The organism is Rhodococcus sp. IEGM 1318 (assembly GCF_033142465.1).
Classification (GTDB): Bacteria; Actinomycetota; Actinomycetes; order Mycobacteriales; family Mycobacteriaceae; genus Rhodococcus_F; species Rhodococcus_F qingshengii_B.
On record NZ_JAWLSC010000015.1, the window covers coordinates 13,393 to 40,279 of the forward strand.

A 26,887-nucleotide genomic window follows, 5' to 3' on the forward strand; every position below is an offset into this window, starting at 1 on the left:
GCGGCCGCGGAGATAATGCGGGGCGGGGCGCTGTGAAACCTTTCGAGGTAAGACGGACCGACCCTTCCGATGAGACCCTCTTTCCGCTCTCGGCCGCCCAACGGGCAACCTGGTTCGCTCAGCAATTCGATCCCGAAGTCCCGATTCTGATAGCGCACTACGTGGAGTTGCGCGGCGAACTCGACGTCGAACTGCTGGATCGCGAAACGCGAGCGGTTGCATACGAGTTTCAATCTCCCATGCTCAAAGTGATCGAGGTCGATGGTCAGCCGATGCAGTACGTGGACGAGACATCTGAGATCACCGTCCCTGTTGTCGACCTCCGTGGGTCCCCCGATCCGATCGAGGATGCCCTCGAGTGGATGCGCCGAGATTGCCGGACCCAGCCCGACCTGGCAGTCGACGGAATCGTCGAGACCGCAGTGCTGCACGTGGGCGACGCGCACTATCTGTGGTATAGCCGCATTCATCATGTCGCGCTCGACGGTTTCGGTGCCATGACCATGATGAACCGCATTGCGCATCGGTACTCGGCCTCGGCGGCGAGAAAGGATCCGCAGCCGAGTCGTGCCGCGACACTGCGCACGTTGTACGACATCGACGAGCGGTACAGAATGTCGGATCGATTCGCGGCCGACCGGGAGTACTGGGCAGGGCGCAAAACCGCCGTCGCCGGATCCAGCTTGGCGGAGGCTTCTGGGCCCGCGCAAATCGAGAGCCGACTCGAAAGCACACTGATGTCGGACCGGAGCTGTGCCCTTCTCCACGAATCCGAGAACCACGCTGCAACGGTCCTCGCTGCGCTTGCGTTGTACCTCTCGAGGATGACGGCGAAAGGGACTGTCCAGATTCATGTTCCGATGTCCGGACGGACTACGGCGGTGTTGCGGGACTCGGGCGGCATGATGGTGAACGTCGCGCCGCTGCTCATCCGTGTCGCAGCCGTCGACACTGTCGGTGAACTCTTCGCCCAGGTCCAGCATGAGCTCATGGGTGCATTGCGGCACCAGCGCTGCAGCCTCGACGACATCCGTCGGGACGCAGGCGTGACGAGCGGTCTGCAAGGCGAAGACTCATATGCCGGGCCCATGGTCAACGTCATGCTGTTTCGCCAGGAGGTGCAGTTGGGCGAGGTGGTTGGGGAGTATCACATCGTGACCTCCGGGCCGGTGGAAGACCTTCTGGTCAACGTGTATCCGAGCGGCGACAGGCTGCGTGTCGACTTCCGGGCAAACCCGATCCGCTACGAGGAGGCGGGTTTACGCGAGCACCACCGAAATTTTGTCGGCGTGCTGGAAGGGTTGATCGCGTCTGATCCCGGTGCCGAACTCGCAGAAATTCACGGCCCGACGGCCAGGGAGGGCGAGCGACGACAACGCGAAGTGCGGCACCTCGAATATTGGAGACATGAGCTCACCGGGGCGCCCGAACTGTTGCAACTTCCGTTCGATCGGCCCAGGCCTGCAACGCAATCGCTGGAAAATGGACAGGTTGAGGTCCTGATCTCCGCCGACACCCACGCGCGGCTCAGAGAAATGGCGAGTGATGTCGGGACGGACACACGCGCGGTCCTACACACAGGCTTCGCGCTCGTGGTAAGCCGATTGTCCGGTGCTTCGGACGTGGTGATCGGTACGCCGGCGGGATCCGACGCGAACATCGTTGCCGTCCGGAGTCGCATCGATCTGGAGACGCCGTTCACGGCGCTCTTGGGCAGTGTCGTCGAGGTCCGGCGTAATGCGCTGCTGCACAGTGAGATACGGCTCGAGCAGGTGGTGCAGTCGCTCGCTGTGGAGGTTGCGCCTGCGTATGCGCCGGTTCTACAGGTGACGTTCGAGCCCCTCGCCAGCGCTGACGAGCACCCTCGCGACATCGGCCGCTTCGATCTCGGAGTGTCTGCAGTCGAAATGTTCGACGAGGTGGGTACGCCGTCCGGAATCACGGTGACGCTCGCGTTTGCCACCGATCTGTTCGACGCCGAGACGGTACGCGGCCTCGGTTTGCGGTTAGCGCGCGTCCTGGAATCAGTCACCACAGATCCGGCAATGATGGTCGGCGACATCGACATCTTGTCCGACGACGAGCGATCCGCGATACGGCCTGTCCGCAGTGACTCTCGCGCTTCGCACCGCACCCTGGCCGAGTTGTTCGACGGTGCGGTGCGCACACACCCCGACGGCGTGGCCCTCTCGTATCTCGATGACGAGTTGACGTATCGAGAACTCGACGAGCGTTCGTCGAAGTTGGCCGGAGTATTGATCGACCGCGGCATCGGTCCGGAAAACAGCGTGGCGCTGGGATTGACGCGTTCGATCGAATCGGTTGTCGCGATGTTGGCGGTGACCAAAGCCGGCGCGGCATTCGTGCCGGTGGATCCGACCTATCCGAACGACCGTGTTCGCTTCATGCTGACCGATTCCGGCGCCGTACTGGGGCTCACGGTCGTTGCCGAACTTCATCGTTTGCCGGATTCGATTACCTGGATAGCGATCGACGACGCCGAGTTCCGTGGCCGACTTGCACGGTTGTCCGTGCGCACCATCTCCGATGTCGATCGGGTGCACCCGATCCGGCCCGACAATCCCGCGTACGTGATCTACACTTCGGGTTCCACCGGACTCCCCAAGGGGGTGACTGTCGCGCATCGTGGGCTGGAAGCGCTTGCTGCCGAACAGCGTTCGAGGCTCGGTGCGACCCAGGATGCGCGAACGCTGCATTTCTCGACCCCGAGTTTCGACGCCTCGATTTTCGAGTACCTTCTGGCTTTCGGTGCCGGAGCGACCATGGTGATTGCACCGAGCACGATCTACGGCGGTGACGAGCTGTCTCGCTTCCTCGAATCCCAGCGTGTCACGCATGGTTTTGTCACTACTGCGGCGCTCGGAACAGTTTCGCCCGAGGGCCTTTCGGGCTTCGGCGATGTGGTTGTCGGTGGTGAGGCCTGTCCGCCGGATCTTGTGCAGCGGTGGGCTCCCGGCCGACGGCTGTGCAATGCCTACGGGCCGACCGAGACCACCGTCATGTCGAACATCGGCGAGCCTATGGTGTCGTCGGAGAACATCACTGTGGGCGGTCCGCTCCGCGGATTCGACGAGATCGTGCTCGATCAGCGGCTGCACCCCGTCCCCGACGGTGTTGTGGGAGAGCTGTACATCTCGGGAGACGCGCTCGCACGCGGCTATCACCGGAAGTATGCGTTGACGGCAGGACGATTCGTGGCTGACCCGTTCGGTCTCCCGGGCCGGCGGATGTATCGAACGGGGGACTTGGTGCGCCGGCGCCGCGGACGTGCACTCGAGTACGTCGGTCGTAGCGACTTCCAGGTGAAAGTTCGCGGATTCCGTATCGAGCTCGGGGAAATCGACAGCGTCGTTCAGTCGTGTCCGCAGGTCGAGAATGCAGTCACCGTGGCGCGTGCGGCTTCCTCCGGTACAACGATGATCACCACGTATGTCGTGACTGCCGGCGGAAGTGCTCTCTCGACGGCCGATCTGACGCAGTACGCCGCGAGCCGTGTGCCGTCGTACATGGTTCCTGCGGCCTTTGTTCTTCTCGACGATTTGCCGGTAACTCCATCGGGAAAGGTCGATCGCGCTGCCTTACCGGCACCTCGGTTCGATGCTCGGTCGGACAACTTTCGGCCGCCCGAGGGCGCCGAGGAACTATTGCTGGCCGAGATTTTTGCCGACGTTCTAGGTGCCGAGACGGTGGGTGCGAGTGACGACTTCTTCGAGCTGGGTGGGAACTCACTGATTGCCACGAAGCTGATCGCACGAGTCAATGCCGCTGAAGCAATCGATTTCGGGGTGCGGACTTTGTTCGAAGCACCGACTATCGAATCACTGGCCCATCACGTGCGTGACGCGAAGTCCTCCCGAGTTGATCGCTCGCGTTCGAAGCGTCCAATCCTGCAGGCACATTCGTACAGGGACACGATTCCGGTGTCTCTGGCGCAACAACGCCTGTGGTTTGTCAATCAGTTCGACACGTCGTCCCCGGCCTACAACATCCCGATGGTGGTCCGACTGTCAGGGGTGTTGGATGTGGCTGCGCTGCAGCTCGCGATGGGAGATGTTGTCGATCGACATGAATCGCTTCGCACCGTCTACCCGTCGTCGGTCGACGGTCCACATCAGGTCGTGGTTCCTTCCGAACGTGTGACGTCGAAGATGGCGTGGGAAGTATCCGTTGACGAGGAAGCCTTGGACAGGCGCATCGCAGATCTGGCTCGCGAGGGGTTCGACGTGAGCGCGAACGTGCCCGTGCGCGGCTCCCTTTTTCGAATCACTCCGGACGTTCATGTCCTCGCGTTGGTGGTTCACCATATTTCGGCGGATGGAGCTTCTCTCGAGCCGCTGGCCCGCGACCTGACCCGCGCCTACGCGGCGCGGGCTGCGAATCGGGCACCGGACTGGCCGCCTTTGCCTGTGCAGTACGCCGACTACAGCCAATGGCAGATCGAACTGCTCGGCAGTGACGCCGATCCGGACACGCTCCAGGCGAAGCAGTTGGACTACTGGACGTCCACCCTGTCTGGTCTACCTGACGTGATCGACCTTCCGCTGGATCGACCGAGGCCGGCGGAACGATCCATGCGCGGTGAATCGGTCCGATTCTCGGTGCCCGAAGACGTGCACGGTGACCTCCTCGAACTCGCTCGGAATCACAACGCGACACCGTTCATGGTGGTGCACGCAGTGCTGGCGATTCTGTTGGCACGGCTGAGCGCCTCGCCGGACATAGCGATCGGCACTCCGGTAGAAGGGCGCGCCGAGCAAGTCCTCGACGATCTGGTCGGGATGTTCGTCAACACTGTCGTCCTGCGAACCGCCGTTGATACCGCCGCGACTTTCGAGGAAATCCTTGCACGAACTCGCGACGTTGATCTGGCAGCGTTCGGGCAAACCGAGGTGCCGTTCGAGAGCGTCGTCGACGCGATTGCGCCGGAACGTTCGACGTCTCATTCACCGCTCTTCCAAGTTCTGTTGGAGTTTCAGAACATCGCCCACCCCCATCTCGAACTGCCAGGACTCGTTGTCGATGTGATCCCGGTGGATATCGGTGTCGCAAAATTCGACTTGCAGTTGGCTCTCTCCGAACGGCGCGGCAAGGATGGCATCCCCACCGGCCTCGATGCAGCCTTCACCTATGCCTCGGACATCTTCGAGCGCGGCACGGTTACGGAGTTCGCCGAGCGGTTCGTCCGCCTGCTCACGTCGTTGGTGGCGAATCCTACTGCCCCGGTAGGCGATACGGAAATTCTGGGCGCGGGTGAGCGTGGGTTGGTGGTGGGTGGTTGGGATGGTGTGGGGGTTGCGGTGGGGGGTTTGACGTTGGTGGATGTGTTGGATGGGCGGTTTGCTGGTGTGGGGGGTGGGGGGTTGGTGTGTGGTGGGGTGGTGTTGTCGTGGGGTGAGTTCGATGTTCGGGTGAATCGTTTTGCGCGGTTGTTGATTTCGTTGGGTGTGGGTCCGGAGTCGCGGGTGTGTGTGGCGTTGTCGCGGTCGGTGGAGTTGTTGGTGGCGGTGTTTGCGGTGGTGCGGGCTGGTGGGGTGTTTGTTCCGGTGGATGTGGGTGCGCCGGTGGAGCGGGTGGGGTTTGTGGTGGGGGTGGTGGATCCGGTTGTGGTGTTGTCGCGGGTTGGTGATGGTGGGTGTTTGCCGGTGGGGGTGGGGTTTGTCGATGTGGGTTGTGTTGATGTTTCGGGGTTTTCGGGTGATCCGGTGGGGGTGGGGGAGCGGTTGGGGGTGTTGTTGCCTGAGCATGCGGTGTATGTGATGTTCACGTCGGGGTCGACGGGTCGTCCGAAGGGGGTGGTGGTTTCGCATGCGGGGGTGGTGAATCGGTTGTTGTGGATGCAGGGGGAGTTTCCGTTGGGTGTGGGGGATGTGGTGTTGCAGAAGACGCCGGTGTCGTTCGATGTGTCGGTGTGGGAGTTGTTTTGGCCGTTGATGGTGGGTGCGCGGTTGGTGGTGGCGGATCCGGGTGGGCATCGTGATCCGGTGTATTTGGTGGGTGTGATCGAGCGGTGGGGGGTGTCGGTGGTGCATTTTGTGCCGTCGATGTTGGAGGTGTTCGTGGGGGAGCCTTCGGTGGTGGTGGGGTGTTCGAGTGTGCGTCGGGTGTTTGTCTCTGGTGAGGGGTTGTCGTCGGTGTTGGCGGGGCGGTTTGCGGGGGTGTGTGGTGCGGAGTTGGTGAATTTGTACGGGCCGACGGAGGCGTCGGTGGATGTGACGTTTCATGTGGTGGAGGGTGTTGTGGGGGTGGGTGTTCCGATTGGTCGGGCGGTGTGGAATACGCGGGTGTTGGTGTTGGATTCGCGGTTGCGGCCGGTTCCGGTGGGGGTTGTGGGGGAGTTGTATGTGGGTGGGGTGCAGGTGGCGCGGGGGTATGAGGGTCGTGTGGATTTGACGGCGGGTCGGTTTGTGGCGGATCCGGTGTCTGGGGTGGTGGGTGCTCGGGTGTATCGGACGGGTGATGTGGTGCGGTGGGGGTGTGGTGGTGAGTTGGAGTTTGTGGGGCGCACGGATTTTCAGGTGAAGGTGCGGGGGCAGCGGGTGGAGTTGGGTGAGGTGGAGGCGGTGTTGGTTGCTCAGGCGGGGGTGGCTGGTGCGGTGGTGGTGTTGCGGTCGGGTGTGGGTGGGGATTTTTTGGTGGGGTTTGTGGTGGGTGAGGTGGGGGTGGTGGTTGACGAGGTGGTGGTGTTGGAGGGGGTGCGGAGGTCTCTTCCGGGGTTCATGGTGCCGTCGGTGGTGGTGGTGTTGGATGGGTTGCCGGTGACGGTGCATGGGAAGTTGGACCGTAAAGCTCTACCGGACATCAACTTCGAACCTCAACCGCTGCAGTACGTTGCGCCGCGCACGCCGGTCGAGGAGACGGTTGCCGCAATCTTCGATGATCTGCTGGGAACGTCGACGGTGGGCGTGTACGACGACTTCTTTGCTCTGGGCGGGAACTCTCTCAGTGCGGTCAGGTTGGTTGCGCGAGTGAATTCTGTTCTCGGCGAACGGATCAACATCCGCGACGTCTTCGATGCTTCTACCGTTGCAGCGCTGGCCGAGTTGGCGCAGTTTCGCGGAAGCGATGGCGAAGGGGATATCGGTGGAGGAGCAGGGGCCAAGCCAGCGTTGAAGCCGCGGGGTACGACGACCGATCTCCCACTTTCGCCGGCGCAGGAGCGAATGTGGTTTGCGAATCAGTTCGCCCCCGATTCCGCCGCATACAACGTCGCGTGCGCATTGAGGCTCGACGGTGCAGTGAATGTGGGCGCGCTTCACGCTGCATTTGTCGACGTCGTCGAGCGGCACGAGTCTTTGCGCACTGTTTTTCCTCTCACTGACGACGGCCCGCGTCAGGTGATCATGTCCACCTCACAGGTGGTAGCGGATCTTGCACCGATAGTTGTGCAGGGAGAGCAAGAGCTGCGCGAGCGTTGCCGGCAGATCGCTTCGGTTGGTTTCGACGTCATGCATCAGGTCCCGATGCGCGTCACCTTGTTGCGGCGAGATGACCAAGTCCACTCGCATGTCCTGGTGATCGTGATTCACCACATCGCCGCCGACGGATTCTCGACGGTACCGCTGGCCCGAGATCTCATGAGCGCATACTCCTCCCGCGTTAACGGTGAGGCACCTCGGTGGGCGCCGCTCGAGATCCAGTACGCCGACTACGCGTTGTGGCAACGTGGTTGGTTGGGTTCGGAATCCGACTCTCGGTCTTTGATCTCGAAACAGCTCGCGTATTGGGCCGAGAATCTTGCGGGCACACCGGAGGTTCTCGACATTCCGACCGATCGACCGCGCGGTGATGTGCGTTCGCTTCGACGCGGACGGATTCGGTTCGAGTTCAATCCGGATGTTCATGCCGGTGTGGTTGCCCTGTCGCGCACACACAACGCCACGGTCTTCATGGTTGTGCACGCAGCCTTGGCGGTCCTGCTGGCGAGGCTCAGTGATGAGGACGACGTAGCAGTCGGAACTCCCATCGCCGGGCGTGGGGAGCGCGAACTCGACGACCTGGTGGGCATGTTCGTCAACACGTTGGTCTTGCGCACTGCCGTGGACCGTGGCGCGACTTTCGGGGACTTCCTCGACCAGGTCCGAAACGTAGATCTGAGCGCCTTCATCCATGCGGACGTGCCGTTCGAACGAGTCGTCGAGATAGTGAATCCTTCACGTTCGACGGCATACTCGCCCCTGTTTCAAGTCATGTTGGAGTTCCAAGACATCGAGCGACCTACACTGGAACTCCCCGGCCTGCAGGTGACGGACGTGGGTGTCGAGATCGACACGATCAACTTCGATCTGCAGTTGACGGTGACGCAGAAGGTCGTCGCCACCGGCGAACCGGACGGTATTCGCGCCGAATTCGGTTATGCGACGGATATTTTCGACGAGGAAACGGTAAGGTGCTTCGTCGACCGCCTGCAACGGATTCTCGAGCGCGCTATCACGGATCCGCAATCGCGGATCGGAGATATCGAGATTCTCTCAACCCGTGAGTCAGTCGAACTGGTACCCGTGCGAGGTGTGATCTCCGCCGCTGTTCAGACTCTTCCGGATTTGCTTACTGCAGCAAAAGATATGGCGACCGCCCAGGATCCCGGCGCCGTCGCGCTGGTGTTCGAGGAACGTGAAGTGACCTATCTCGGACTCGACGCACAGTCGAACCGATTGGCCCGCATGCTGATCGAATCCGGAGTGGGTCCCGAATCGGTGGTGGCGTTGTGTCTCCCACGCTCCGTCGAGTCCGTTCTGGCGGTGTGGTCCGTTGCCAAAACAGGTGCGGCATTCCTCCCCGTGGACCCAGGACATCCTGCTGCACGTATCGAGTACATGCTGGGCGACTCCGGTGCAGCGTTGGGGATAACGTCTCGAGCTCACCACGCAGCATTGTCCGGCCTCGTGCCGTGCCTGGTCCTCGACGATGCCGGTTTCGAGGAACGGCTGTGGGCGTACTCGCCGTCGAAAGTCACCGACGCTGATCGGAAGGCACGGATTCGAATCGACAATCCGGTCTATCTGATCTACACCTCGGGGTCAACAGGAACGCCCAAGGGCGTGACGGTCACACATCGCGGGTTGAGCGATTTTGCTCTCCAGGAGCGCGAGACATTCGCCGCCACGACCCGATCCAGAACTCTGCACTTCGCTTCGCCGAGTTTCGACGCGTCGGTTCTCGAACTCATGTTGGCCGTTGGTGCTGGAGCCACGATGGTGATCGTGCCACCGACCGTCTACGGCGGGCCGGAGTTGGCGGCGCTGCTGGAGCGCGAACGCGTCACGCATTGTTTTGTGACTCCGGCAGCGTTGGCGTCCGTCGACCCAGACGGTCTCACCACTGTCGGTTGTGTCGTGACAGGTGGGGAGGCGTGCCCGCCGGAATTGGTGGCCCGCTGGGCGCTGGGCAGAAAGATGTTCAACGCCTACGGCCCTACCGAGGCAACTGTCGTGTCGAGTATCAGCGCGGCACTGGCTCCGAACGACGCGGTCACCATCGGCGGACCGACTCGCGGATTCAGCGAGGTAGTGCTGGACTCGCGTCTGCGCGCAGTACCGGTAGGTGTCGCGGGTGAGCTATATCTTGCCGGGCCGGCTCTCGCTCGCGGCTATCACCGGCGATCCCCGTTGACCGCCGCGCAGTTTGTCGCAGATCCCTTCGGTGCGCCGGGAACGCGGATCTATCGCACGGGCGATCGCGTGCGGTGGACGCCCGATCGACAGCTCGAGTATCTCGGGCGCACCGATGCCCAAGTGAAGGTCCGTGGGTTCCGCATCGAACTCGGGGAAGTCGAGGTGGCGCTGCAGTCGCACCCGTGCGTGGCCCAGGCGGTGACGGGCGTCTGGAACGGAGACGGTAGCGATCGGTTGATCGGCTACGTTGTTCCTGATCGGGGAGCGAGTATCCATACGCGTGACGTCCTCGCGCATGCAGGCAGGCGTCTGCCGTCGTACATGATGCCTGCGGCGGTGGTGATGCTCGACGCCCTTCCTCTGACGGTTCACGGAAAACTGGACCGCGCAGCGCTTCCCGCACCCGATTTCTCGTCCGCCTCCTCACCCGACCGGCCACCACGAACGGAAACCGAGAATCTTCTTGCCGGCCTGTTCGCGCAGGTTCTCGGCCTCGACACCGTAGGAGTGCATGATTCGTTCTTCGAGGTCGGCGGCGACAGCATCATGTCCATCCAATTGGTGGCCCGGGCTCGCGATGCAGGTGTGATCTTCTCGCCTCGAGATGTGTTCGTCCATAAATCTGTTGCCGCGCTTGCCGAGTCGGCGAAATTCGAGCACGACGGAACGGAAGTTCTCGCGGAGCTGCCAGGATCGGGCATCGGTACTGTTCCTTTGACGCCGGTGGCAGAGTGGATGCTCGACCGCAGCGGCGGCTTATTTGGCAGCGAATTGAGCCGGTTCTCCCAGGCACTCTTGCTGACCGCTCCCGGTGATCTCACCCAGGACGTCCTTGTCCGTAGCGTCCAGCTGCTGCTGGACCGGCACGACATGCTCCGAGCGCGCCTGGTCGAGCGTGAGCGGGTCATGGAAGTCTTACCGCCCGGCTCGATCTCGGCCGAAGGACTGATCCGTCGTGTGAGAGTCGACGCGGTGGACGACGACGACTTCACCGCCTTGGCGTCGAGGGAACTCGAGGCTGCGGCCGACAGCTTGGATCCTGCTTCCGCCGACGTGGTTCGCGTTGTCTGGTTCGACGCTGTTGACAATCCCGATTTTTCGAACAAGCGGGGCCGACTACTTGTGCTGATTCATCACCTGGTTGTCGACGGCGTCTCGTGGCGCATTCTGGTCACCGACCTGGCGTCGGTGACAGCACAACTCCAGGCCGGTGTCACGCCCGAATTGCCACAGATCGGAACTTCGTTCCGGCGATGGGCGCACGGGCTTGTCGAGCACGTGGGCGACCGGAGCGTCGAACGGGACATGTGGAAAACGATTCTGAACGGTGATGACCCGCTGATCGGTTCGCGCCCAATAGATCCCACGATCGACGTCGACGACACGGTCGACACCGTCACAGTGGACATCTCGCCCCCGGTGACCAGGAACCTACTCACCACGGTTCCTGCGGCATTCCACGCCGGGGTGAACGACGGACTCCTCACCGCTGTCGCGTTGGCTTCTATCGGGTGGCGACGACGCCGAGGTATGGATACCGCCACCGCCCTGATCACTCTCGAAGGACACGGCCGCGAGGAAGGAGCGGTTCCGGGCGCAGACCTCGCTCGCACCGTTGGTTGGTTCACCACGCTCTACCCGGTGCGCGTGGATCTCGGCGGAATCGACGTCGACGACGCACTGGCAGGTGGTGCCGCCGCCGGTCGGGCCCTCAAAGCTGTCAAAGAGTACTTGCGTGCGATCCCCGATCATGGAATCGGATTCGGGATGTTGCAGTACCTGTCTGGCGAGAGCGGCACACCCGGCCGATTCCGTTCTCCTCAGATCAGTTTCAACTATCTGGGCCGGATCAGCTCCTCTGACGGAACACAGGACTGGCTGCCGGTGGAGGGTAATCGAAAGCTCGGCGGAACCCAGGATAGGTCCATGCCTGTGGCGTCCGTGATCGACATCAACGCGGCCGTCGAGGAGGGCCCCGACGGGCCATGCCTGACAGCGTCGTTTGCATTTCCACACGGGGTGCTCGACGAGTCGGAGGTCGCGGAGTTCGCGGATCTCTGGCGGCGTGCGCTCGATGGTCTGGCCGCTCACGCATCGTTACCCGGTGCGGGTGGTCTGACACCGTCCGACATCCCGCTGGTCTCGGTCGACCAGCAACAGATCGAACGCTGGGAGGGGGATTACCCGGCATTGAACGATGTCTGGTCGGTGTCGCCCCTTCAGGCTGGGTTGATGTTCCATGCTTCACTAGCGGCAACATCCACGGATGTCTACACAGCTCAACTGTGCGTCGAACTCGAAGGAGTGGTTGATTCCGAGCGTGTGCGCGGCGCTGCTGCCGGATTGTTGGTCGACCACCCGAATCTGCGTGCGGCGTTCGTCTACGACAGTAACGGTGTGCCAGCGCAGTTGATTGTCGACGATGCGGAGATTCCATGGAGCGAAGTAGATCTCACGGAACAAGGATCGGTTTCCGAATCAGAGCTACGGCGGCGTCTCGATGAGGATCGCAGAGCTCCCTTCGATCTAGCCTCGCCGCCACTGTTACGGCTGGCGTTGCTGCGAACCACCCCGACGCAGTGCGTGCTGGCGGTGACAAATCATCACATTGTTCTCGACGGTTGGTCGATGCCACTGTTGGTACGAGAACTGCTGATGCGATACGCCGCCGACAGTCTCCCGGTCGACAGAGTCCCGCCCGATCTTCCCGAGTCCCCCTCGTACCGCACCTATCTGGAATGGTTGGCGGACCGCGATCCCGACACCTCGCTCGCGGTATGGGCAGACGCCATGCAGGGCGTCGAGGAGCCGACCCTGTTGGCAGATCCGGCACTGAACGTGGAGCAGGGTGTGCCCGAGGAAGTAATCGTCGATCTGCCTCAACCGGTACTCGACGGACTCGGTGCACTGGTCCAGCGCAGCGGGATCACGATGAACACGGTGGTCCAAGCCGCGTGGGGTGTTCTGTTGTCCCGATTGCTTTCCCGCGAAGACGTAGTCTTCGGCGCCACGGTCTCGGGGCGCTCACCTGAACTACGTGGTGTGGAAAACATGATGGGACTGCTGATCAACACGTTGCCCGTACGTGTGCAACTGGATCCGGACGAGACGTGGGCCCAGTTGCTCGCTCGACTACAGGACGAGCAGGTATCACTCCTCGATCATCACTATGTCGGGCTCGGCTCGATTCAGGCACGGGTAGGGATGGGCAACCTGTTCGACACGCTCTCGGTCTTCGAGTCTTATCCCGTTGACACCTCGGGGATGGATGAGAACGCCGACATCGCCGGGATGCGAGTCACCAATGTGGACGCCCGCGATGCGACGCATTACCCGCTCACCGTGCTCTCGATCGCCGAGCAGGCTTTGCACCTGAGCCTGCGATACCAGCCTGCAGCCTTCGATCGCGCAGCGGTCGACACCATCGCACAGCGTTTGGCGCGGATTCTCACCACCATCGCAGAGGACGCGGACACAACGGTCGGTGAGGTCGACGTGTTTGTTGCGGGTGAGCGTGGGTTGGTGGTGGGTGGTTGGGATGGTGTGGGGGTTGCGGTGGGGGGTTTGACGTTGGTGGATGTGTTGGATGGGCGGTTTGCTGGTGTGGGGGGTGGGGGGTTGGTGTGTGGTGGGGTGGTGTTGTCGTGGGGTGAGTTCGATGTTCGGGTGAATCGTTTTGCGCGGTTGTTGATTTCGTTGGGTGTGGGTCCGGAGTCGCGGGTGTGTGTGGCGTTGTCGCGGTCGGTGGAGTTGTTGGTGGCGGTGTTTGCGGTGGTGCGGGCTGGTGGGGTGTTTGTTCCGGTGGATGTGGGTGCGCCGGTGGAGCGGGTGGGGTTTGTGGTGGGGGTGGTGGATCCGGTTGTGGTGTTGTCGCGGGTTGGTGATGGTGGGTGTTTGCCGGTGGGGGTGGGGTTTGTCGATGTGGGTTGTGTTGATGTTTCGGGGTTTTCGGGTGATCCGGTGGGGGTGGGGGAGCGGTTGGGGGTGTTGTTGCCTGAGCATGCGGTGTATGTGATGTTCACGTCGGGGTCGACGGGTCGTCCGAAGGGGGTGGTGGTTTCGCATGCGGGGGTGGTGAATCGGTTGTTGTGGATGCAGGGGGAGTTTCCGTTGGGTGTGGGGGATGTGGTGTTGCAGAAGACGCCGGTGTCGTTCGATGTGTCGGTGTGGGAGTTGTTTTGGCCGTTGATGGTGGGTGCGCGGTTGGTGGTGGCGGATCCGGGTGGGCATCGTGATCCGGTGTATTTGGTGGGTGTGATCGAGCGGTGGGGGGTGTCGGTGGTGCATTTTGTGCCGTCGATGTTGGAGGTGTTCGTGGGGGAGCCTTCGGTGGTGGTGGGGTGTTCGAGTGTGCGTCGGGTGTTTGTCTCTGGTGAGGGGTTGTCGTCGGTGTTGGCGGGGCGGTTTGCGGGGGTGTGTGGTGCGGAGTTGGTGAATTTGTACGGGCCGACGGAGGCGTCGGTGGATGTGACGTTTCATGTGGTGGAGGGTGTTGTGGGGGTGGGTGTTCCGATTGGTCGGGCGGTGTGGAATACGCGGGTGTTGGTGTTGGATTCGCGGTTGCGGCCGGTTCCGGTGGGGGTTGTGGGGGAGTTGTATGTGGGTGGGGTGCAGGTGGCGCGGGGGTATGAGGGTCGTGTGGATTTGACGGCGGGTCGGTTTGTGGCGGATCCGGTGTCTGGGGTGGTGGGTGCTCGGGTGTATCGGACGGGTGATGTGGTGCGGTGGGGGTGTGGTGGTGAGTTGGAGTTTGTGGGGCGCACGGATTTTCAGGTGAAGGTGCGGGGGCAGCGGGTGGAGTTGGGTGAGGTGGAGGCGGTGTTGGTTGCTCAGGCGGGGGTGGCTGGTGCGGTGGTGGTGTTGCGGTCGGGTGTGGGTGGGGATTTTTTGGTGGGGTTTGTGGTGGGTGAGGTGGGGGTGGTGGTTGACGAGGTGGTGGTGTTGGAGGGGGTGCGGAGGTCTCTTCCGGGGTTCATGGTGCCGTCGGTGGTGGTGGTGTTGGATGGGTTGCCGGTGACGGTGCATGGGAAGTTGGACCGTAAAGCCCTACCGGACATTACTTTCAACGCAGCAGAATATCGCGCGCCGATCACGCGAACCGAAGGTGTGGTCGCTCGAGCGATCTCGGACGTGCTCGATCTCGACCGGGTGGGGGCCGATGACAATTTCTTCGAGCTCGGCGGGGACTCCCTCAGCGCTACCCGCGTCATATCGCGCATCAACACCGCGTCGAACATAAAACTGGGGGTCAAAGCGCTGTTCGACACTCCGGTGGTAGCTGATCTGGCGGCCTCGATCGATCCGGTCGAACCAGTACTTGGTGAATCGGGGCCTGGAGGTTCGGGGCTGGTTGAATTCACGGATAGAAAACGGCCAGAACACATTCCACTGTCCCTGTCGCAGTCGCGTATGTGGTTCCTCAACCAGTTCGACACTTCATCTCCGCTCTACAACATTCCCGTTGCCCTGCAACTCGACGGATTCCTGGATCTCGAAGCGCTCGAAGCTGCGCTCGGCGACGTAGTGGAACGGCATGAATCCCTTCGGACGATCTTCCCGACTTCCGCGGACGGGCCACACCAGGTGATTGTCGAACCAACGCTCGCTGCTCCTCGAATCCACCCCGTACCGATTCCCGGCGAGCAGATATTTACGGCGTTGCATGGGTTCTTCGACGTGGGATTCGATGTGACCGAGGAGTTCCCGCTGCACGTGAGGTTGCTCCGAACCGGACCGGAGCAGCATGTTCTTGCGATCGTTGTCCACCACATCGCGGCCGACGGCTTCTCGATGACGCCACTGGCACGTGACCTGATGCGCGCCTATACATCCCGTGCGCAGGATCAGAGACCGATGTGGGCGCCATTGCCCCTCCACTACGCTGATTACAGCGTGTGGCAGAGGGAGACCATCGACGCAGAAGATGGTCCAGGTACTTCGATCGCGGAACAATTCATCTACTGGACCGAGGCGCTGTCGGGAATCCCTGACGTCTCACCCCTCGCTCTTGATCGACCTCGAACGCCGAAGCGCTCTTCCGAAGGCGCCGTGGTCTCGGTGAGCATCTCACCTGAAGTTCATCGAGCTTTGACCGACCTTGCACACCAGCATGATTCGACTCTCTTCATGGTTCTGCATGCGGCGCTCGCGGTGCTGCTGGCACGGCTCTCGGGGTCAGGTGACGTTGTGATCGGGACGCCGGTCGCGGGACGCGGCGAATCAGTGTTGGACGACGTGGTAGGGATGTTTGTCAATACTCTGGTTCTTCGTACACCGGTCGAATCCGGAGCAACCTTTACCGACACCCTTGCAGCAGTGCGGTCGACAGATCTCGGCGCACTGGACCATGCGGACATTCCCTTCGAAAAGCTGGTGGATTACCTTGCGCCCGATCGCTCCACTGCACATTCACCCCTATTTCAGGTACTACTCGAATTCCAGACCGCCGCGAGCCTGCGCCTCGAACTACCGGAGTTGACGATCCGTTCGCTCGACATCGATCTCGAGGTGGCAAAATTCGATCTGCAACTGAGTGTGATGGAGCAAGTCGACGAGCGCGGCGTTCCGGATGGGATCAGCGCCGGCTTCCGCTATGCCACGGATGTTTTCGATGAAGGATCCGTGGAGCGAATTGCACAGCGCTTCGGGAGGGTGATCGACGCCGTGATCGACGATCCGTCCGCGATCGTCGGTGACATCGACATTCTTCTGACCGGCGAACGTAGCGAGGTGCTGGTTGCGCCGCCTCCCTCGGTTATCGACACGAATGATGATTCGCTGTCGGACCTCTTCGATCGAGCGGTGCGCACTTCGGGTGATGCCGTGGCGGTGCGTTGTGACGGCCAGTCGGTGACCTACCGCGAACTGGACGAACGAGCTAACCGCCTCGCGCGACTGCTGTTGGCGCAGGGGGTCGTGCCAGAGACACTCGTGGCAGTTGCGATGACCCCGTCGTTCGAACTTCTTGTGGCTCTGCTGGCGGTGGTGAAATCGGGCGGTGGATACCTACCGGTGGACCTGACGTCTCCGCCCGAACGGGTGAGCTTCGTGCTGCGTGACGCTGCGCCGGTGTGCGTTCTGACGACCACAGCTGGCAGTGATGACGTCGGCGGCAACGGGGTGCCCGCGATCGTCGTGGACAGTACCGACACTCGTGATGCGCTGCAGAGGTTTTCACCGCTGCCGGTAACCGATGAAGACCGGTCGCTACCGCTGCACCCTGATTCGGTGGCCTACGTGATTTACACCTCGGGATCCACCGGGAGACCGAAGGGGGTGGAGGTACCTCATCGCAGTGTCGTGACGTTGCTGGCAAACACCAGAGCACTCTTCGGATTTGACCGCGGCGATGTGTGGACGATGTTTCATTCGGCGGCATTCGACTTCTCGGTGTGGGAAATGTGGGGTGCACTCGCACATGGTGGCCGACTGGTGCTGATCGACTATTTCACGGCCCGGTCACCCGAGGCATTCCTCGAATTGCTGCGACACGAACGTGTCACGGTGCTCAATCAAACTCCGACTGCTTTCTATCAATTGGCGGAAGCCGACCGGCGTGCCGGGGGTGCGGACCTGTCATTCTTGCGTTACGTGATCTTCGGCGGTGAGGCGCTCGACTTCGGACAGCTGACGCGCTGGTACGCCCGACGCGGGACCTCGCCACCTGATCTGGTCAACATGTACGGCATCACGGAGACAACCGTGCACGTCAGCTACCTACCGCTGGATCGTGGACCGGCACGTGAAGGATCTGCTTCGGTGATCGGGCGGGCACTGCCCGGGTTGCGTGTGTACGTGCTGGATCGGCGGCTGCACCCCGTGCCGCCCGGCGTCGTGGGTGAACTGTACGTCTCCGGCGACCAGGTCTCACGCGGATACCTCGGCCGGTTCGGCCTCACCGCTACACGTTTCGTTCCCGACTTCACAGTCAGCGGTGCGCGCATGTACCGGTCCGGTGACGTGGGGCGCGTGAATGACAACGGACAACTGGAGTACCTCGGTCGTAATGACCTTCAGGTGCAGGTGAAGGGCTATCGAATCGAACTCGGCGAAGTGGAGTCTGCTCTGCTCGCCGGAGTGGGAGTGGCGCAGTCGGCGGTGGCGGTACGCGGAGACCGATTGGTGGGCTACGTGGTGCCGGAGACCGGTGCGACCATCTCTCCGAAGGCGTTGCTCGAGGACCTCTCGGCGAAGTTGGCAGCACACATGGTCCCCGCTGTCGTGACGGTTCTCGAGACCCTGCCACTGACGGTGAACGGGAAACTCGACCGGAAAGCGTTGCCTGAACCTGACTTCGGGCAACAGATAACCGAGAGTCGTTCTCCCGTTTCGGAAACGGAAAGGACCCTTTCGAGCCTTTTTGCCGAGGTTCTGGGACTCGACGAGGTAGGGGTGGACGACTCGTTCTTCACCCTCGGTGGCGATTCGATCATGTCCATCCAGTTGGTGGCCCGCGCCAAGTCTGCCGGAGTTCTGATCACACCGCGCGAGGTGTTCGAGCGCAAAACCGTTGCAGCGCTGTCCGAGACGGCCGGAACGGCTGGCGACCGCGTCATCCTCGAGGAGCTACCTGGCGGCGGCGTCGGTGAGATCGAATTGACGCCGATCGTCAAATGGATGCTTGATCGTGGTGGAGATTTTCGCCGGTACTCCCAATCTGTTCTGCTCTCGGTTCCTGCCACGGTCGACGAGGACACGTTGACACGGGCCGTGCAGGCTGTGGTGGACCATCACGACATCCTCCGAGCAGGTCTTCGGGTCGCACCCGATCCCGAATCCGTTGGGCGGATGAACGTCGAGCCTGCGGGTGCGGTCAGGTCTCAGACAATCGTGCATCGCGTGCACCTCGACGGCGCTGTGGCCGAGACGGTCTCGACGGCACTTGGCGCCGCTCTGGATCGGCTCGATCCGGGGACCGGCGTGATGGTGCAAGCAGTGTTGTTCGAACCTGACGGACGCGGGCGAAAGCGGTTGCTTCTCGTGGCGCACCACCTCGTGACGGACGGGGTCTCCTGGCGAATTCTGATCCCCGATCTTGCGCTCGCGTGTGCGCAGGTGCAGTCAGGCATCGACCCTTCACTGGCGCCGGTCGGGACGTCGATGCGTCGATGGGCGCGTGGCCTCGTCGACGCCGCGCACGAGCCGGATCGGGTGGCTGAACTCGACTACTGGCTGGACACACTGCGAGGTCCGGACCCGATGCTTGGTGCGCGCTCCTTGGCGACGACGGATACCGGCGTGAGTGCAGCAGACGTCGAAATCTGGGTACCCCCGGCCTTGACCGAAACCGCGTTGACCGATGTGCCGCAGGCGATTCACGGGAGCGTCGAGGACGGATTGTTGACGGCGCTGGCTTTGGCTTTGGTTCGCTGGCGGAGCGATCGGGGGATGGACGCTCCGGAGGCGTTGATCAGCCTCGAGGGCCACGGACGCGAGGAACCGGTGGTCCCGGGGGCTGACCTTGCTCGTACCGTCGGATGGTTCACGTCGATCTTCCCGGTGCGCCTCGATTTGAGCGGTGTGGATCCGAGTGATGCCTGCGCCGGCGGTCCGGCTGCAGGCTTCGCTGTCAAGGCTGTCAAGGAACAACTTCGGGCGGTGCCGGAACGCGGCATCGGATACGGCCTACTTCGATACCTGAATGCTGATACAGCACAGTATCTGTCGCAGTTTGCTGCGCCTCAGATCAGTTTCAACTACCTCGGGCGCGTCGGTGGATCCGAGGCCGATGCTTCAGCGGAATGGGTACCGATCCGTGACGAGGGTCTGCGGGCAGTTGCGGTCACCGAGCTACCGCTGGCGGCTGTCCTCGAGGTCAACATCATGGTCGTCGAGGGCAGCGACACTGCAGACCGCGCGGAGCTCGTTGCCGGCTGGACCTATTCGCCGGACATTCTGCGCGAGGACGACGTTCGCCACCTTGCGCAGTTGTGGGTCGACGCACTCGTCGGGCTCGGCGAGTACGCAGCGGACGGTGGCGGATTCACACCCTCGGATTTCGATCTGGTCGAGATTCGACAGGATGCGATCGACGACCTCGAGAGTCGGTGCGACGACCTTCGCGACGTCTGGCCACTCTCACCACTGCAAGCAGGCCTGCTGTTCCATGCCGAACTGGCCGAAGAGTCCGTCGACGCCTACCTCGTGCAGGTGACCCTCGACCTCGTCGGCGACCTCGATGCGGAACGCCTTCGCCGCGCGGCCGACCGGCTGCTCGACAGGCATGACAACTTGCGCAGCGCCTTCCTTCACGACGCGGACGGCCGCGCCGTCCAGGTGGTCCGAAGCAACGTGGCTGCGTCATGGCAGGCGGTCGACCTCGCTGCCAAGTCAACTCGGGATCTCGAGCAAGTACTGGCACAGGACCGAGCGCTCCCGTTCGACATCTCGCGTGCGCCGCTGATCAGGTTCACGCTCATCGCGATTGCCCCGGAAACGTTCAAGCTTGTGCTGACTAACCACCACATCCTTCTGGACGGCTGGTCGATGCCACTTCTGATCAGGGAGTTGGCGACTCTGTACGTTGCAGACGCCGAGGCGTCGGGGTTGCCGCGTGCACGCCCCTACCTCGACTACCTGACCTGGATGAACCGTCGCGACTGGAAAGCCTCCCGCGGGGTGTGGGCGGGGGCGCTGCGCGGAATTGACGGACCGACGCTGCTTGCCCCGCACGATCGGTCGCGTCGACTCTCCACCATGGCGGCCGAGTGGGTGTTCGATCTGGACGAGGATTTCACGACGACACTCCGCGGCGTAGCGCGGAGCCGCGGGCTGACGTTCAATTCGATTGTCCAGGTGTCGTGGGGGATCGTCCTCTCGGCTCTGACCGGGCGAGATGATGTGGTGTTCGGAGCGACTGTGTCGGGTCGACCACCCGAGCTGACCGGGATCGAAACCATGATCGGGCTGTTCATCAACACAATTCCGGTCCGAATCACGGTGCGCCCGGGTGAGAGTGTCGGCGCTCTCCTGCAGCGGATTCAGTCTGAGCAGGCAGAGTTGTCGGATCACCACTATCTTGGACTTTCCGAGATTCAAGACGCCTCCGGGCCGGAGATCGGCTTCGACACGTTGACAGTCTTCGAGTCGTACCCCGTTGACCGTCAAGGACTGTCGACCGACACGGACAACGCGGGGATCCGAATCGCAGGCGTCGAGGCGAAGGATGCTGCCCACTATCCGCTCAGTTTGGTGGCGTCGGTCGATGCCAGGCTTCGGCTGAAGTTCGAGTATCTACCCGAGGTTTTCGACTCAGTCGATATCGGGTCCATCGCCAGCCGACTGCGGCGCGTGCTCGAAGCGTGTGTCCATCCGGATCAATCGTTGGCGGCGGTGTCGGTGCTGACGGAGATCGAACGCGACCAACTGGTGCCCGTCCGTGGTGCGGTCGGTGAGTCGACCCGCATTTTCTCAGAGATTTTCGACGCGGCAGTTCAGCAGGATCCGGATGCACTCGCTGTTGTGTCGTCGAGCGGCAGCATGACCTATGGCGAGCTGGATTTCCTGTCGAATCGTATTGCTCGCGTGCTCGTCTCGCGAGGACTGGGAACCGAGGACTACGTCGCAGTCGGTGTTCCACGTTCTCTCACCTCGGTGTTGTCGATACTCGCCGTGGCCAAAACAGGCGCTGCATTCGTGCCGATCGATCCGAACTACCCCGACGAGCGGATCACCCACATGCTGAGCGATTCCAACGTCGGCGTCGGTTTGACCACCACCGCATGTCGAGATCGACTGCCCGAAGTCGCAGAGTGGCTGATTCTCGACGACCCGGACTTCACCAAGAAGTGCGAAGGATTCTCGGGCCGTCCTCTGACCGACAAAGATCGACTCCGTCCGATCGGCTTGGATTCCGCGGCCTACGTGGTCTACACCTCGGGGTCGACCGGCGTGCCCAAGGGAGTGGTGGTCACCCATCGCGGCATCGACAATTTCGCGCGGGACCAGGTCGAACGCTACGGTGCAACACCACAATCGCGCACACTGCACTTCTCCACTCCGAGTTTCGACGGGTCGCTCTTCGAGTATCTGCAGGCTTTCGGAGCCGGCGCGGCCATGGTGATCGCTCCACCCGAGATGTACGGGGGCGAGGAGCTTGCGGAGCTTCTGGCCGAGCACGTAGTCACGCACGCGTTCATCACCACGGCGGCACTGGCTTCGGTGGATCCGGCTGGACTCGAGCAACTGTCGGAGGTCGTGTTCGGTGGTGAAGCCTGCCCGCCCGACCTCGTCGCTCGCTGGGCGCCCGGCCGCAGGCTGTACAACGCTTACGGACCGACCGAGGCGACGATCATGTCCAACGTCAGCCCGCCGATGGCGGCTGGTGAACGCATAACGATCGGGGGACCCATCAGGGGTGTGAGCGAACTGGTGCTCGATTCGCGGCTGCAAGCCGTTCCCGTCGGGGCGCCTGGCGAACTGTACCTTGCCGGGCCGGGAGTGGCGCGGGGATACCACCGTAGGCCGGGATTGACGGCAGAACGCTTTGTCGCCAACCCGAGTGACCCGGGAACGCGGATGTACCGCACCGGAGACATCGTGCGGTGGACGGCCGAATCGCGAATCGAATACTTGGGCCGCAGCGACTTCCAAGTCAAGATTCGGGGCTTCCGTGTCGAACTGGGTGAGATCGACAGCGCGCTCATGGCGGAGCCGAACGTCGGGTTTGCCGTCACGATTGCTCACCGTGGTCCCACGGGAGACGCCCGGCTCGTGTCGTACGTTGTGCCAGCAGAGGGCCAATTGGACACCGGGGTCCTGGTATACGCCCTGGCCGAGCGATTGCCTTCGCACATGGTGCCCGGCGCAATCGTCGTGCTGGAGAGCATTCCGCTGACAGCCGTCGGCAAACTCGACCGCTCGTCGTTACCCAGCCCCGAGATCCACACGACCGCAAAGGATTTTTGTTCACCTGTCGGTCCGGTCGAGCAGGCGGTGTCGAACGTGTTTGCAGAGGTGCTCGGCCTCGAGCGCGTTGGTGCCGACGGTAATTTCTTCGACCTCGGGGGAAATTCTCTCAGTGCTACATCGGTCGCGGCCAGGCTGAGGACAGTGCTGGAAGCCACTGTCGGCGTGCGGGATCTGTTCGAGGCGCCGACGGTTGCCGCCCTGGCTGCGGTGATCGAACAGTCGGTTGCCGGACAGTCGGGGCGCCCGGTGTCGGAGCCGCGGCCTCGGCCCGAAAACATCCCGTTGTCGTTTGCTCAGCAGCGAATGTGGTTCGTCAATCAACTGGACACCAGTTCGCCCGCGTACAACATCCCGCTCGTGGTGCGACTGACCGGTGAACTCGACAAGCCGGCGTTGAGAGCAGCGGTGTCCGACGTCATCGCCCGCCACGAATCGCTACGAACGATGTTTCCGGTTCGCGGCGACGGGCCGATCCAGCACATAGTGCCCACGGACAGCACGGCGCTGCCGCAGTTGGCCGAATCACTTGTTGCCGACGAACATCACCTTCGCGACGAGCTTGCCAGAATGGTCGCGGCAGGTTTTGACGTCGCAGCGCGAATCCCATTGCGGGCGGCGTTGTTCACCATGGGCGAGCGCGAACACGTACTTGCGGTTGTGGTGCACCACATCTCCGCCGACGGTTTCTCGATGTCCCCGTTGGTGCGGGATGTGATGACGGCGTACGAGGCCCGCGTGCACGGCGAAGAACCGCAATGGGCGCCTCTGGCGATCCAGTACGCCGACTTCACCCTTTGGCAGCGAGAGCTTCTGGGTTCTGGCGAAACCCCGGCATCGGTGATCTCCGAACAGCTGGATTACTGGCGACGCACACTCTCGGGCGCACCCGACCTCCTGGAACTTCCACGCGATCGGGACCGGCCCGCACAGCAGACTTTTCACGGCGCGCGCATCCACTTCTCGATCGGCAGTGACCTCCATCGCCGTATCCGGGAGCGCTCGAGGCAGCATCGGTCCACTGCATTCATGACAGTGCACGCGGCGCTCGCGGTACTGCTGGCACGTCTCGGCAGCACCGACGACGTCGTGATCGGGACACCGATCGCCGGTCGAGGGGACCGCGTCCTCGATGACCTGATCGGGATGTTCGTCGGAACACTTGCCCTGCGTACACAGGTGGACTCGGCGCAGTCGTTCCGGGACTTCGCGGCGCATTGTCGCGAGGTCGACCTCGCGGCGTTCGCGCATTCCGAGGTTCCGTTCGAGCGGGTTGTCGACGCGGTCGGGCCGAAACGGTCGACGGCCTACGCTCCCATCGCCTCGGTGTCGTTGGAATTCCAGAACAACGAACGGCTGAATCTGCAACTGCCAAAGTTGGAAGTCCGCGGCATCGACCCCCAACTCGACGTAGTGAAGGTGGACCTGGAATTCCTCCTGGCCGAGGAATTCGACGAAAGTGGAGCGCCCCGAGGGATGAGCGGCGCGGTCGACTTCGCCACTGATCTCTTCGATCCAGGTACGGTCAGTAGCTTTGCCGACATGTTCGTACGTGTTCTCGAATCCGTGACCGTGCATCCCGAAGCGGCCATCGGTGACATTGCGCTGTTCGGTGATCTCGAAACTCGCGAGTTGGTGCCGGCGTGTGGACAGACGGGAGTACCACCGAAACTGTGGCCCGACTTGTTGACAACCGCTGCTGCGGTTGACCCGGACTCGGTGGCTCTGTCACTGGAGAACCGGCAGATCAGCTACCGCGAACTGGACGAGTGGTCGAACCGTGTGGCCCGGGAACTGTGCGGTCGGGGTGTGGGTCCGGAGACCTTCGTGGCGTTGGGAATGCCCCGATCGATCGAATCGGTGGTGGCAATCTGGTCGGTGGCCAAAGCCGGAGCTGCTTTTGTGCCCGTCGATCCCGACTACCCGCGTGGGCGCGTCGAATACATGCTCGCCGATTGCCGAGCCTCACTCGGATTGACGGTTCGCGGAAGCCGAAGCCATCTACCCGACGTGGTTCCTTGGCTCGAACTCGACGATCCTGACTTCGAGCGGCGGGTGGCGGCGTTGTCGCCGGAACCGATCACCGACGACGACCGAACCGGTGAATTGCGCCTCGACCATCCCGCCTATCTGATCTACACCTCGGGGTCTACCGGAAAGCCCAAGGGAGTGAACATCACTCATCGCGGTCTGGCCAACTTCACGGCAGAGACTCGAGAGAGGTTCGAGGTCACTCACGATGCGCATGTCTCGCAGTTGGCCTCGCCGAGTTTCGACGCGTCCATCTTCGAGCTGACCATGGCGTTCAGCGCGTCCGCACGGGTCGTGATCGTTCCACCGGCGGTGTACGGTGGCGCCGAACTGGCAGACGTTTTCCGGCGCGAGCAGGTCACTCATGCCACCATCACGCCGACTGCGCTGGCGGCGCTCGGTGACAACGGATTCGAGGCGCTTCGTGTCCTCGATCTGGTGGGCGAGGCCTGTCCGCCGGAGGTCGTCGCGCAATGGGCGCCGGGTCGGAGGCTGCACAACGGCTACGGCCCGACTGAAACCACCGTGCAGGCGAGTGTCAGCGATTCGATGAAACCCGGTGCGGGAGTGAACATCGGCTCGCCGGCAGTGGGCTTCGGTTTCCTGGTGCTGGACGAGCGTTTGCAGCCCGTCCCGGTGGGTGTGCCGGGGGAGCTGTACATCATCGGCCCAGGTATGGCACGTGGGTACCATAATCGGGCGTCGCTCACGTCGGAACGATTTGTCGCGTGCTCGTACGGGTCGCCGGGGCGCCGGATGTACCGCACCGGAGATGTCGTGCGCTGGCGTGAGTCCAGCGGCGACAGTGCACGTGATGACGACAGTGCAAGTACTGGGTCACATCACACGCTGGAGTACATCGGGCGCAGCGACTTCCAGGTCAAGATCCGTGGTTTCCGGATCGAACTCGGCGAAATCGATGCAGTTCTCACGCGTCACCCGTCCGTGGACTTCGCTGCCACGATCGGCCAGGTCGGACCGTCGGGTGAAACGGTCCTGGTGTCGTATGTGCGCGCGTCGGATGCCGAAGCCGCGGACAGCGAAGCCGCGGACAGCGACGAGATACGGGTGTACGCGGCCGACCGGCTACCCGCGCACATGGTTCCGTCGGCGGTGGTACTTCTCGAGCGAATACCTATGACGCCGGTGGGCAAGCTCGACCGGAAGGCTCTACCGGCACCCGAATTCAGTTCGGCCGCAGCAAAGTTCCGCGAACCGGTCACCGAGACCGAACACGCAGTGGTCGACGCATTCGCCGAGGTTCTGGGCGTCGACCGGGTGAGCACCGCGGACAGCTTCTTCGATCTGGGCGGGTCGTCGCTGGTTGCCACCCGAATCGTCAGCGCACTGCACTCCCGATTCCAACGCAGGATTCCACTTCAATGGATGTTCCTCGACCCGACACCGGCCGGAATTGCTCGTCGCCTCGACCTGCCGACTGTGAGCGCCGGCATGGAAGAGTTGCTCGCCGTGGTTGTTCCGCTGCGCGCAGAAGGAAGTGGGCGACCACTGTTCTGTGTGCACCCTGGTATGGGCCTGTCCTGGGGATACGCCGGCCTGGTGCGGTACCTGCCCGAGGACCGGCCGGTATACGGCCTTCAACTACCCGCACTCAGCGACGACGGTGACTATCAGTCGATCGAACAGTTGGCGCATCGATACGTCGAAGAGATGGAGGCCGTGTCGTCGGAAGGGCCCTACGACTTGCTCGGGTGGTCGCTCGGTGGCGTCATCGCGCACGCCATGGCCGTCGAATTGCAATCGTCCGGCAGCGAAGTCGCAACACTGACGATGATGGACAGTTACCCCGACAACGGCGATGCCGCGCCGTCAGCCGTCCTCGATGTCCGGGACCTGCTGAGAGGACTCGGCCTAGAGGTCGAGACCGACGAAGATCTGACATTCGACGACGCGGCTGCCGTGTTGACCCAGTCGGTCGGGACCGAGACCGGGGTCGACGGTCGGGACCTCGAGCGGATTGCCCGTGCGTACGAGGCTTCGCAGCGAATCACGCACCAGTTCGTTCCACAGGTCTACGAAGGAGACCTGGTGATTTTCCCGGCAACTGGAGGAGACGACACGATTCCGCGCGAAAGGTCGACCCAGGAATGGGGTCCGCTCGTGACCGGTCGGATCCTGGAGATACCGGTGGGCTGCGGACACAACGAGATGATCGAGCCTGCGGCCATGACGGTCATCGGACCGGAGATGGCTCGGCTCCTCACGATGTTTTCGGGTTACTCCGAACGGGCATGACAACTTCAAGCCACCAAGCCACCAAGCCACCAAGCCGCAAGCCCGCGACGCGAGCGCCACCG

General features: G+C 62.5%; 1 protein-coding gene. It reads left to right on the top strand.

Annotation, left to right across the window (positions count from 1 at the left end):
* The first annotated feature begins 32 nt into the window (after positions 1–32).
* The gene (locus R4P65_RS27915; RefSeq protein ID WP_317828926.1) at positions 33–26,825 is read left to right on the top strand and encodes a non-ribosomal peptide synthase/polyketide synthase; all 26,793 of its coding nucleotides are present in this window, start codon (positions 33–35) and stop codon (positions 26,823–26,825) included.
* The last annotated feature ends 62 nt before the right edge of the window (positions 26,826–26,887 follow it).